Origin of the sequence: Caulobacter sp. BP25, assembly GCF_002737755.1 — a bacterium.
Lineage (GTDB): Bacteria > Pseudomonadota > Alphaproteobacteria > Caulobacterales > Caulobacteraceae > Caulobacter.
The window spans coordinates 187409-199128 of sequence record NZ_PEGH01000019.1 but is presented as its reverse complement, the minus strand read 5'-3'; the positions used below and the strand labels follow the sequence as shown (position 1 = coordinate 199128).

The 11720-nt window shown below is 66.7% G+C and carries 10 protein-coding genes; 2 read left to right on the top strand and 8 right to left on the bottom strand.

The features are described 5' to 3' along the window. Positions 1-70: 70 nt before the first annotated feature. Complete coding sequence (locus tag CSW59_RS18590; RefSeq protein ID WP_099445460.1) at positions 71-694, bottom strand: TetR/AcrR family transcriptional regulator; 624 nt, start codon at positions 692-694, stop codon at positions 71-73. 92 nt (positions 695-786) lie between these two features. Here CSW59_RS18590 and CSW59_RS18585 point away from each other — a divergent pair, with 92 nt between their 5' ends. Beyond that, positions 787-2223 (top strand): efflux transporter outer membrane subunit, encoded by a 1437-nt coding sequence (locus CSW59_RS18585; RefSeq protein ID WP_099445459.1) that lies wholly within the window; start codon positions 787-789, stop codon positions 2221-2223. 109 nt (positions 2224-2332) lie between these two features. Here the strand turns inward: CSW59_RS18585 and CSW59_RS21005 are convergent, their stop codons facing one another. From CSW59_RS21005 to CSW59_RS18570, 4 genes are all read right to left on the bottom strand, one after another. Further along, entirely contained in the window at positions 2333-2872 is a 540-nt protein-coding gene (locus CSW59_RS21005; RefSeq protein WP_201722850.1) for an aldo/keto reductase, read from the bottom strand. Positions 2873-2886: 14 nt separating this feature from the next. Continuing rightward, positions 2887-3222 (bottom strand): aldo/keto reductase, encoded by a 336-nt coding sequence (locus CSW59_RS21630; RefSeq protein WP_201722849.1) that lies wholly within the window; start codon positions 3220-3222, stop codon positions 2887-2889. 343 nt (positions 3223-3565) lie between these two features. Beyond that, positions 3566-4063, bottom strand: a complete 498-nt coding sequence (locus tag CSW59_RS18575; protein WP_236632265.1) for a PaaI family thioesterase — start codon at positions 4061-4063, stop codon at positions 3566-3568. Positions 4064-4102: 39 nt separating this feature from the next. Further along, positions 4103-5263: a thiolase family protein gene (locus tag CSW59_RS18570; RefSeq protein ID WP_099445529.1), complete on the bottom strand. Its 1161-nt coding sequence runs from the start codon at positions 5261-5263 to the stop codon at positions 4103-4105. Between the two features lie 159 nt (positions 5264-5422). Here CSW59_RS18570 and CSW59_RS18565 point away from each other — a divergent pair, with 159 nt between their 5' ends. Continuing rightward, the gene (locus tag CSW59_RS18565) at positions 5423-6016 is read left to right on the top strand and encodes a TetR/AcrR family transcriptional regulator (RefSeq protein WP_099445458.1); all 594 of its coding nucleotides are present in this window, start codon (positions 5423-5425) and stop codon (positions 6014-6016) included. A 1-nt stretch (position 6017) separates the two neighbouring features. Here CSW59_RS18565 and CSW59_RS18560 read toward each other — a convergent pair whose 3' ends face one another. The 3 genes from CSW59_RS18560 to CSW59_RS18550 are packed head-to-tail and all read right to left on the bottom strand — an operon-like array spanning position 6018 to position 11698. Then, complete coding sequence (locus CSW59_RS18560) at positions 6018-7391, bottom strand: efflux transporter outer membrane subunit (RefSeq protein ID WP_201722848.1); 1374 nt, start codon at positions 7389-7391, stop codon at positions 6018-6020. Next, complete coding sequence (locus CSW59_RS18555; protein ID WP_099445457.1) at positions 7378-8532, bottom strand: efflux RND transporter periplasmic adaptor subunit; 1155 nt, start codon at positions 8530-8532, stop codon at positions 7378-7380. Before CSW59_RS18555 ends, CSW59_RS18560 begins: the two co-directional genes overlap by 14 nt. Next, entirely contained in the window at positions 8525-11698 is a 3174-nt protein-coding gene (locus tag CSW59_RS18550) for an efflux RND transporter permease subunit (protein ID WP_099445456.1), read from the bottom strand. The genes CSW59_RS18555 and CSW59_RS18550 overlap by 8 nt, the downstream gene beginning before the upstream one ends. Between the last annotated feature and the right edge of the window lie 22 nt (positions 11699-11720).

The window sequence follows — 11720 nt, the reverse complement described above, 5'->3', positions numbered from 1 at the left end:
TAAGCTGATGCCTTGTGACCAATATGTCAACTGGTCACAACATCGGGGTCGTTATGTCACAGCGATGAAACTACGGCGCGAGGCTGCGCAGCACTAGGTTGATCACCTTGGCGGGATCCTCGGGTAGGTCCTTCAGGTTATGCTTCAGCATCAGAGGGTTCATGAAGCTCTGCATGGCCAGCAGGATCGCCTCGCAGGTCTCGTCGATCGGCGTCTTGCGCTCGAATTCGCCAGATTCTCGCCCCGCGAGGATGATCGTCTTCAGCGTCTCCTCGGCGCATTCCATGTAGGCGATCACCGAGGGCCACCGCTCTTCAGCCGCATGGGCGGCGATGTCGTAGAGCATCTTGTCTTCGAAGAAGAGTTCGGCGCTCGCTGCGATTATTCCATTGAAAAATCTACGCAACTTGTCCGATTCTGACTTGCCCTCCGCGATGCTGGCCTTACCGCCGGCGAAAACCTGCTCGAGGGTTTGGGCGCAGATCGCCTGGCCGATCGCCTGCTTGGAATCGAAGAACTTGTAGATGTAGGCCTTGGAGAAGCCGATGGCCTTGGCCAGGTCCGCGACCGTGGTCTTGCCGTAGCCAAAGCGACTGAAATGCGCTCGCGCCGCTTCGACGATCTGATCGCGCACGCCGTGTTCGGTAGGGCCGCGCCGGCCTGCCATCGGAGAAGAAGAGTCGATCGTGCTCATACCAGGGACGCTAGCACCCGTTATCGAGATTGACAAACTAGTGACGATATTGGCATATGGTCACAACCTTGTTTGAGCTCAGCGGGAGTCCCATGCGCTCTGTCCGTTTTCCCGCCTTGCTGGCCGCCGCCGGTGTCACGCTCCTCTCGGGCTGCGCCGTCGGTCCGGACTATGTCGCGCCCCCCGCGCCCAAGGCGGGCGCCTTCATGGGGCAGCCAGCTATCGCCGCGCGGATCGTCGCCCCAGCGCCGGCCGAGGCCTGGTGGCGGGGCTTCAACGATCCGGTCCTCGACCGCTTGGTTGACCGGGCTCTGGCCCAGAACCTCGACTTGGCTCAGGCGACGGCTCGCGTGACGCAGGCCCGGGCTGGTCTTGGCGCAGCCACGGCGGCGCTCTTGCCGTCGGCGTCGATCCAGGGCCAGGCCGCCACGGTTCACACCTCCACCCAGACGCCGACTGGCCGTCTGCTGGCCGCCACGCCCGGCTTTGACCGGGATGGGTCCTCCTACGAGGGCAATCTGGTCGCGGGATGGGAGCTCGACGTCTTTGGCGGAACCCGTCGTGATCGCGAGGCGGCTCTGGCCCGTTACGAAGCGGCCAAGGCCGGCGTGGCGGCGGCCAGGCTCGCCGTGGCCGCTCAGACGGCCGACACCTATCTGCTGGTGAGAGGCCTCCAGGAGCGGCTGGCGATCGCGCGCCGTCAGGTCGAGACCCAGTCCAAGCTCGTCGACACAGTGCGTCTACAGTACGAGCGCGGCGCCGCGGCGGACCTGCAGCTGCAACAGGCGCAAGGCGCCTTGGCGCAGACCCGCGCCAGCATTCCGGTGCTTGAGGAAGGCCTGGAGGCGGCGCTCAACGCCATGGATGTCATCCAGGGCGCTCAGCCCGGGACCTATCGCGCGGAACTGACTCCACCCGCCGCGATCCCCGCCGCGCCAGGCTTGGCCGACGCCGGCGGACCCGCCGAGCTTCTGCGTCGCCGCCCTGACCTGATCGTCGCCGAGCAGCGCCTGCGCGCCAGCAACGCCGAGGTTGGATGGGCGCTCTCGCAATACTTTCCCAAGCTCTCGCTGAGCGGACTGGTCGGGACCGCGACGACCAGTCGCGGCACGCTGTTCGAGGGGCCGGCGACCCAGGCGCAGGGCGTGCTGGGGCTGCGCTGGCGGCTGTTCGATTTCGGTCGTGTCAACGCAGAGGTCAAGGCGGCGAAAGGGCGTAAGGCCGAAGCTCTGGCGGCCTATCAGCAAGCCGTGCTGCGGGCGAGCGAGGACGTGGAGAACGCCTTTGTCAGTCTCGTCAAGCGCGAGGAGCAGACGCGCGTCCTGTCCGATGGAGAGACCTCATTGGCCAAGGCTCGCACCGCCTCGCAAGTGGCCTATGAGGCAGGCGCGGTCAGTCTGGTCGAGGTGCTCGACGCCGATGCGCGGCTGCTTGCCGTACGGGACGCTCGGGCGCAAGCCAGAACCGAGGCCGCGCGCGCGGCGATCCGCTCGTTCCAGGCGCTGGGCGGCGGCTGGAGCGCGTCGTGAGGCCGGGCGGTATTCAATAGGCGAGGCGGCGGCGCCGGTCCGCGCTAGCGCGGACCGGCCATCATAGGGTGGGGCGACTGCGCGGCGGAGCCGCTGAGCCGCCTCGACCTTAGTGTCTGGTCAGATTTAGGGGAGCGGGCGACGCCGTGTTTAGCGCCTCGAACTCCTCGTCGGTCAAAACGACCGCGCCGCCGGCGACGTTCTCCTCCAGGTGCTTGACGCGACTGGTGCCGGGAATGGCGATGATCGACGGGCTGCGCTTGAGCATCCAGGCGAGCGCGATCTGGCTGGCGCTCGCGCCCTTGGCCCTGGCCAGCGCGTCGACGAGGCCGCCGGGCTGCGCCAGCCCTCCAGAGGCGAGCGGGAACCAGGGAATGAAGCCTATGCCGTTGGCTTCGCAGTAGTCGAGCACGTCTTCGTCGACCCGGTGCGCCAGATTGTACATGTTCTGCACGGTCGCCACCGGGAAGTACTGCTGCGCCGTCTTGATCTGCTCGATGGTCACTTGGCTCAAGCCCGCATGGCGGATAAGGCCCTGCTCAATCATATCGGCGATAAAGCCGAATTGATCGGCTTCCGGCACGTTCGGGTCCACACGGTGCAACTGCCAAAGGTCGATCCGTTCGACCTTAAGACGCCGCAGGCTCATGCGAACGCACTGGTTCAGGTAGGCGGGGTGGCCAATGATCGGCCAAAGTTCGTCGGTGACGCCCGGGCGAACCAATCCCCCTTGGTGGCGATCACCATGTTGTCATAGGGCGACAAGGCTTCCGCGATCAGGTCCTCGCTGACGAACGGGCCGTAGCTGTCGGCCGTGTCGATGAAATCGATGCCCAGCTCCGGCGCCCGGCGCAGCACGCGCAGCGCTTCGTCCCGATCCACGGGTTCGCCCCAGAAGCCGGGGCCCGTGATGCGCATCGCCCCATAACCCAGGCGGTTGATGCGCAGGTCCCCGCCGATAAGGAAGGAGCCCGCCACCGCGGCGTTGATATCTGACATCGCGTTTTCCTCCGCGCCGTGGAACGGCTATCAATCAGCAATAATGTCTCTAAATGACAAAAGCAATAAAGTGACAAATTGCCTCATGAGTGTGACGGGTTCACGTGCGGAGTGGCGGCGTGCGTCGCGTCTTTCCTCGTGATGAGGAGGGGGGATGCGCCTGCGGCGTCCTATTATATGACCATGATCATTAGATGGTCGTGGCGCATTGCGCCTTGATCGCCGCCACTCTCCAGACCTTCCATCGAGGGGCGAGGCCGCAAAGTCTGGCCCAGGCTGCCTAGTGCGCCGCAAGCCCGGCGCCCGCGAAGCATGACGCCAGCCGTTTGTAGCCGGGTGGCCGTCAGCGTACCGAGATGATCGAAAAATTGCCTACGGCGTGGACGGCTAGGCGTCCCTTTTCGTCTCGAGCTTCGCCTTCGACATAGAGGCTCGTGCGGCCCTGATGCAGAACCTTGCCCCGTGCGCGGATCAGGCCAGAGGCGCTCGTCAGCGGACGAAGATAGTTGAGCTTCAGATCGAGGGTGACGCTGGCTTGGTCGGCCGGCAGAACCGTATGCGCGGCCGCCGCCATGGCGGTGTCGAGCATGGTCGCCGCAGCGCCGCCATGAAGCATGGGCATGAGGTTTTCGAGCGATTCCTCGGCCCTGAGCTCCATGACGACCTCACCGGGCTCGGCGACCACGCAGTCAAAGCCAATCAGGCGGGCCATGGGCGGCGGGGCCAGCGCGCCATCGCGGATTCCGCGCATGATCTCAAGGCCGGTCAGTCCGGCCGAGCGCGCTCGGCTCTGGTCGGGATCCGACCAGGTGATCAGTCGGCTTCTCTCCAGGGTCTGCAAGATAATCCTCCCGAGGCGACTTTGTTTTGATTGGCGGCGCTAGAGCGCCTCCAGCACCGTGGCCACGCCCTGTCCGCCGCCGATGCATTGGGTGGAGACCGCCAGGCGCGCGCCATGACGCTTGAGCAGTTGAGCGGCCTTGCCCGTGATGCGCGCGCCCGTGGCGCCCAAGGGGTGGCCGATGGCTATGCCGCCGCCGTCCAGATTGACCTTGGCCTCGTCGATCTTCAGTTCGCGCATGCAGGCCACCGCCTGGCTGGCGAAGGCCTCATTGATCTCGAAGATGTCGATGTCGGCGACCGACAGCCCCGCGCGCTCCAGGGCCTTGAGCGTGGCCGGAACCGGGCCCATGCCCATGATCTCGGGCGGGCAGCCGGCGGTCGCGACCGCGCGAATACGCGCCAGGATCTCCAGGCCGTGGGTCCGCGCGAAGGCTTCGGTGCACACCAGGGTCGCCGACGCGCCGTCCGTGAGCGGCGATGACGTTCCCGCTGTCACCGTGCCTTCCGCTTGGAATACTGGCCGTAGCGCGGCCAAGCCTTCCAGCGTCGTCTGCGGTCTAAGACAGCCATCCTGATCGACAACCACGCCCTCCGGCGTCGTGACGGGGATGATTTCGCCCGCCAACCGCCCTTCGGCCTGGGCCGCCGCGGCCTTTTGTTGAGAGGCCAGGGCCAAGCGGTCCTGATCCTCGCGCGAGACGCCGTAGCGCCGCGCGACATTCTCGGCCGTATCGCCCATGGCGATATAGGCCTCGAGCTCCAGCTCGGCGTCTGGATGTTCACGCGACTTGAAGCGCGGGTTGGGCGAGAAGTTGAAGCCGCCTTGCGGGACCATGCTCATGGACTCAACGCCGCCGCAGAGAAACGCTTCACCCGCGCCCATGGCGATCTGGCCTGCCGCGATGTGGATGGCCGACATCGACGAGCCGCAGAACCGATTGACGGTCATGCCCGACACGGTGATCGGCATGCCGGCCAGCAGCAGGGCCAGACGGGCGATGTTCGAGCCCTGGGCCGCTTCAGGGTAGGCGCAGCCGAGCAGAACGTCGTCGATCGCTGCCGGATCAATATCCGTCCTGATGATCAGACCGCGGAGCGCGATGGCGGCCAGGTCGTCTGGCCGCACGGTCGCCAAGGCGCCTTTTCGCGCGAAATGAAACGGCGTGCGGACATAGGCGGCGATGACAGCTTGCGGCATGGCCATGTCTCCCTTGGCTGCGGTTTCGGGCCGGCTCGCGCCCCTCCGCCTAGAAAGGCGGAGCGCGCCGGTCTTCGTTGATATGATGGGTATAATACAATAAGGATCGTGGCAAGCTGAAGCCAACGGCCAATTGTCGCGGAAAGGCACGATCAAGGCATGCGTTATGCGCCCGAGCACAAGCAGGAGACCCGCGCGCGCGTCCTGAAGGAGGCGGCCAAGGCGATCAGGGCGCAAGGCGTGCAGAAGGTCGGCGTGGCGGAGGTGATGTCGCGGGCGGGCCTCACCCACGGCGGCTTCTATGCGCACTTCGGCTCACGCGACGACCTGATCGCACAGGCGATCGATCAGATGTTCCTGGAGGGCGCCGATCAGATCAAAGCCCTGAGCGAGGGGCGGTCGCCGGCCGAGGGCTTGGTGAGTTACATCGGCTTCTATCTGTCGCGCGCGCACTGCGACGCCCGCGGCGCCGGATGTCCGATCCCGTTTCTTTCGGCTGATGCGCCGCGGCTAAATGAAACCGCCCGCGCCCGGACCGCCCTTGGCATGAGACAGCTCATCGACGCCTTGGCCGCGCTTTTCGCGCGGATGGAGCATCCCGCGCCTCTGGAGGCCGCCTCCTCGCTGCTGTCCGAGCTTGTCGGGGCCGTCTGCATGGCCAGAATCGAGCTTGATTTCGAGCGCTCCGAACTGATCCTGATGCGGGCGCGGCGCGGCGTGCTCGCGCGCTTTGGCCTGGCCACGTCCTCCTAGGTTACTCCGGCGCGCCGCCCAGCGCGCGGACCGTATCGGCGGCCAGCGCAAACGCTTGGGCGCGCAGGCTGAGGACCGCGCGCTGGGCGTCCAAGGCCGCGGTCTGGGCGGTCGCGACCTCCAGATAGTCCGCCGCGCCGTCACGATAGCGATCCAAGGCTAGATCCCGGGTTCTGGCCGCGGAGGCCGCGGCTATATCCTGGTCGCGGATCTGTTGGGCCAGCTGACGCGCGGTGACCAAGTCATCCTCGACCTCTTGGAAAGCCGCCAGCGTGACCCGCCGATAGGCCGCGCTCGCCTCCTCATGTTCCGCGCGCGCCAAGCGCAGGTCGGCGCGCCGCGCGCCACCGTCGAAAAGCGGCAGGCTCAGGGCGATGGGGCCAAGGGACCAATAGCTGTTGGGGCGACGGATAAGGTCGTCATGGGTGGCCTGATAGCCGCCGGCCGCGCCCAGTGTGATCGAGGGGAAGAAGGCCGCGCGCGCCACGCCGATCCGCGCGTTGGCCGCCGTCACGCGGTGCTGGGCCGCTTGGATGTCAGGGCGTCGCTGCAACAAGGTCGAGGGCAAGGTTTGCGGCGGCGCGGGCGCGTCCCCGAGCTTGCCGTTCGACGCCAGCCTAAAATCGCCAGGGGGCTGGCCGATCAGGACGGCGACGGCGTGCTCGGCCCGCGCCCGCGCGGCGATGGCCGCGTCGCGCTCGGCGGCGGCGGTCGCCGCCTGGGTTCGAGCCCGACTGACATCCATGCCAGAGGCTATCCCGCCAGCATGTCGCGCCTGGGTGAGCTCATAGGCCCGCCCGTACGCCCGCACGGTCTCGTCTAGCAACGCGATCCGAGCGTCGTACTCCCGCATTTGGAAATAGGCGCTGGTCAGTTGCGCTTGCAGGCCGAGGCGCACGGCTTCGACATCGGCCTTGGCGGCAAGGGCTTGGCTTTGGCTGGCGCGTACGCCCTCGCGCAGGCGTCCAAACAGATCAAGCTCATAGCTAAGCGCCGCGCCGAGCCGCAGGTCGTCATAGGTCGCCGCCCGGCCAGACGAAAGAGGACGGTCGCGCGAGACCCGGCTGCGCTCGATCTGGGCGCCCGCCTGGATCTGCGGCGCGGTTTCGGCGCGCGACCCGCCGAGCAGAGCCAGGGCCTGCTCATACCGCGCCCCGGCCGCCGCCAGCTCTGGATTGTCCCTCTGCAAGCGGTCTTGCAGCGCGTCGAGGACGGGGTCGCCGAACATCGTCCACCAGGCGACGCCGGGGCTACCGGCCTCGGAGGACGGACGATCTGGCGCCGTCGCGATGGAGGAGGCGAGGGACGGACCGCCGAAGGCGCAGACGCCAAGGCCAAGAGCCGTCAGCGCCATGACAAGGTCAGCGCGCCGCACGGGCTTGTTCCTCCTTGGAAGCCAGACGGCGCACGGGATCGCCGGTCTGCAAAGACTCTGGAGGGCTGTCGATGACCGCGTCGCCAGCGCCGAGGCCGGCCACGACCTCCACCGTCTTGCCTTGGTCGCGACCCAAGGTGACCGAGCGAAGCTCGGCCTTGCCGTCCGAGCCGATCAGCGCCACCTGAACCCCGTCCTCGCCGATGATTAGGGCGCTCGGCGGCAGGGTGACGGCCTTGCCCCCGCCACGCAGCGGGAACCTGGCTTGAGCATAGGCGCCGGGCTTCAGGGCGCGATCGGCGTTGGCGGCTTGAAGTTCGACCAGCAGGGCGCCGGAGCTAGGCTCCAGGGCGCCGGCGCTGCGGGTCAGAGTCGCGGGGAACTCGCGGCTGGCGTATTCCGGCAGGGTCATCGTGACCGCCATCCCGGGTTTGACTTCACCCGAATAGAGCTGTGGCACGCGCACGAACGCGCGGATGCGACGGATGTCGGCGATGGTGAACAGGGGCTGCGCTGCGGCGTTTCCCGCGGTCACCAGCGCGCCGACCTGGGCTGTTCGCGTGGTGACGATCCCATCGAATGGCGCGGTGATCCGCGTGAAGCCGGCCAAGGTCGCAAGGCGGGCGACATTGGCGCGGGCGGCGTTTGCGATCGCCGTCTTGGCGCGCAGATCGCCAGCCTTCTCGTCGGCCTCCTGCTTCGACACCGCGTCCTTGGCCAGAAGCGTGTTCCAGCGCTGCGCCGTGGTGGCGGCCAGTTGCTGATTGGCGATCGCCGTCTCGAGGTCGGCGCGCGCGGCCTCCAGCTGTTGTTCGACCTCGGGGGCGTCCAACTCGGCCAGGAGCTGACCGCGTCGCACCGTATCGCCGATATCGACATGCCATCGACGGACATAACCGCTCGTGCGGGCGTAGATCGGCGCCGTCTCCATGGCCTGCAGGCTGGCAGGGAGGGTGAGATCTCCATCGACGGCCATCGGCGTCGGCCGGATCACGGCGACGGTGGGAATGGCTTGTTCATGCGTCCAGGCGGTCAGGCGCTTTTCGCGCCCGGCGCGAGAGGCCAAGCCCGCCCCGATCACGGCGACGACGGTCACGATCGCGGCGGCGGCCATGAGCCGGCTACGGGTGGCGTCAGACATTCTCGATCTCCGAGGTTTGGGTGTCACGCGCGGGCTTGGCGCGGCGATGGGCGAGGCTGAAGACCACCGGGACAAACATGAGCGTCGCGAAGGTCGCCACGAGCAGGCCGCCGATTACCGCCCGCCCGAGCGGGGCGTTCTGCTCGCCGCCCTCGCCCAAGCCGATGGCCATGGGCAGCATGCCGATGATCATCGCCAGGGCCGTCATCAGCACCGGGCGGAAGCGGCTCATGCCCGCTTCGAGCGCCGACTTCAGCGCATCGCCGGTGTCGGCCAGGCGCGCGCGGGCGAAGCTCACCACCAGGATGGAATTTGCGGTGGCGACCCCCATGCACATGATCGCGCCGGTCAGGGCGGGGACCGACAAGGTGGTGCCAGTGGCGAACAGCATCCACACGATCCCGGCCAGGGCGGCCGGCAGGGCGGTGATGATGACGAGCGGGTCCACCCAGCTCTGGAAGTTGACGACGATCAGCAGGTAGATCAGCACCACGGCGCCCAGAAGACCCAGGCCAAGACCCGTGAAGGCCGTCTTCATCGTGGCCGCCTGACCGCCCAGGGTGACGGTCACGCCCTTGGGCGCTTCGGCCTTCAGCTCGGCCAGGACCTTTTCGATATCGGCGCTGACCGCGCCGAGGTCGCGATCGTTGGGCGTGGCGTAGATGTTGATCACTGGCTGGATGTTGTAGTGGCTGACCACGGCCGCGGTGGCTCCGCGCGCGATCTGGCCCAGCCCGCCGAGCACCTGCGGAGCGCCCGCGCCCGTCACTGGGATGTTCGCCAGGTCGTCGAAGGACGAGACGGTATGTTCGGGAGCCTGGGCCACGACCGAGTAGGACACCCCGTTTTCGGGGTTGAGGAAAAACACGGGCGCGGTCTGCAGCGTCCCCGCCAGGGTCGAGCCCAGGCTTGTGGTGACGTCCCGTTCGGTCAGACCCAGCTGGCCAATCCGGCTGCGATCGACATTGACCGCCAGCTGCGGATAGCGGGACGATTGCTGAATGCGCGCGTCGGCCAGACCTGGGATCGTGCTCACACGACGCAGGATCGTGCGGGCGTAAGCTTCGTTGGCCTTGGTGTTCGGGCCGGTGACACGGATGTCGATCGGCGCGGGCGCGCCGAAGTTGAGGATCTGGCTGGTGATATCGGCGGGCAGAAACGCGAACTGAACGCCCGGAAAGGATCGCGGCAAGGTTTCGCGCAGCTTGCGGACGTACTCGGCTGTCGGCGCGTGATCCTTGGAGAGTTGGATCAGGATGTCACCGTCCTGAGAGCCGATCGTTCCAGAGGTGTTGTACACGGAGTTGATGGCGCTGGCCGGCAGGCCGATGTTGTCGACGACCGAGACGAGTTCGTCTTGGGGAATGACCTGGCGGATCGCGCGGGTGATCCGGTCAAATCGCGCCGAGGTGTCTTCGATGCGCGAGCCGACCGGCGCGCGGACGTGAATGGCGATGGCGCCCGCGTCGACCGTCGGAAAGAAGTTTTGGCCCAGAAGCGGCGTGAGGACGAACGACAGCGCGACGCTGGCCACGAAGACGCCGATGAAGGCGCGCGGCGCGGCCAGCACGCCCCGCAGCAGCCGGCCATAGGCCAAGCGTAGGCCTTCGAACTTCTGTTCAAAGCGCTTCTGGAAGCGCGCCAGGGGATTGCGCGTTGGTTCGGCGCTGTGATCTCCGGCCACATGCGGCCGCAAAAGATACATCGCCAGGGTCGGCACCAACGTGCGCGAAAGCACGAACGAGGCGACCATCGCGAACACCACCGACAGGGCCAGCGGCACGAACAGAAACCCCGAAACCCCTGGCAAGAAGAACATCGGGACGAAGACGATGCAGATGCAAAGCAGGGATACGAAGGCGGGGCCGACGATCTGAGCCGCGCCATCAAGGATGGCCTGGCGCACGGATTTGCCCTGCTCAAGGTGCCAGTTGATGTTCTCGATGGTGACCGTCGCGTCGTCGACCAGGATGCCGACCGCCAGGCTAAGCCCGCCCAGGGTCATGATATTGAGCGTATTGCCGGTCACGGACAGGCCGCTGATCGCCGCGAGGACCGCCAGGGGGATGGAAACGGCGATAATCACCGTTGAGCGCCAGGAGCCTAGGAAAAGCAGGATCATCAGAGAGGTGAGGACCGCAGCGATCACGCCCTCGTGGATCACCGCCTGGATCGCGGCTCTGACGAACACCGACTGGTCGCCGATCGGCACGATCTTGAACGCCGCCGGCAGGGTCTGCTGAATGGTGGGCAAGGCCGACTTGACGCTATCGACGATCGCCAAGGTCGAGTTCGCGCCGTTCTTCAACACCGTCAGCAACACCGAGCGCGCGCCGTCGACGTGGACGACATTGGTCTGCGGCGCCGAGCCATCGCGCACATGCGCGACGTCGCGCATGTAGATGGTCGCGCCGTCCACGACCTTCACCGGCAGATCGTTCAGCTCCTCGATCGAGGCGGGCGCGTTGTTGAGCCTGACGGCGTACTGGAAGGCGCCGATCTTGATGAAGCCCGCGGGCGTGATCTGGGTCTGGGCCGCGATCGCCGCGCCGACGTCGGCGGCCGAAAGGCCCTTGGACTGAAGCGCTTCAGGATTGAGATCGATCTGGACCTGCCGCTGGCGCCCGCCGGACGGGAGCGGGATCGCCGCGCCCGGGATCGTCACGAGACGCGGTCGGACCTGGTTCCAGGCCTGGTCGAAGACCTGGCCTTCGGACATGCCTTGCCCCGAGGCGGCCAACTGAAGGATCGGCACGGTCGAGGCGTCGTAGTTCAGGATCAGCGGAGGGCTGACGCCGGGCGGCAGGGACCGCAACAGGGTCTGGGACACCGACGTCACCTGGGCGGTGGCGGTGCGCACATCGGCCTTGGGCTGGAAGTAGATCTTGACGATCCCGATCCCGAGAAGCGACTGGCTCTCGATGCGGTCGATATCGTTGACCGTGGTGGTCAGGGCGCGCTCGTAGGGCGTGACGATCCGGCCGGACATGTCCTCGGGCGAGAGGCCCGAATAGGTCCAGGCGACGGCGATCACCGGAACGCGGATCTCCGGGAAAATGTCGATCGGCGTACGGAGCGCCGAAATCACCCCCATGATGACGATCAGAATCGCCATGACGATGAAGGTGAGGGGCCGCGTCAGGGCGGTCTTGACGATCGCGATCACGGGAACTCCGTTAGCTGGCCGA

Bases quoted from the DNA above. Each gene is read 5' to 3' on its own strand.
- CSW59_RS18590 (WP_099445460.1), bottom strand. From the start codon at position 694: ATGAGCACGATCGACTCTTCTTCTCCGATGGCAGGCCGGCGCGGCCCT.
- CSW59_RS18585 (WP_099445459.1), top strand. From the start codon at position 787: ATGCGCTCTGTCCGTTTTCCCGCCTTGCTGGCCGCCGCCGGTGTCACG.
- CSW59_RS18570 (WP_099445529.1), bottom strand. From the start codon at position 5,263: ATGCCGCAAGCTGTCATCGCCGCCTATGTCCGCACGCCGTTTCATTTC.
- CSW59_RS21630 (WP_201722849.1), bottom strand. From the start codon at position 3,222: ATGTCAGATATCAACGCCGCGGTGGCGGGCTCCTTCCTTATCGGCGGG.
- CSW59_RS18565 (WP_099445458.1), top strand. From the start codon at position 5,423: ATGCGTTATGCGCCCGAGCACAAGCAGGAGACCCGCGCGCGCGTCCTG.
- CSW59_RS21005 (WP_201722850.1), bottom strand. From the start codon at position 2,872: ATGAGCCTGCGGCGTCTTAAGGTCGAACGGATCGACCTTTGGCAGTTG.
- CSW59_RS18555 (WP_099445457.1), bottom strand. From the start codon at position 8,532: ATGTCTGACGCCACCCGTAGCCGGCTCATGGCCGCCGCCGCGATCGTG.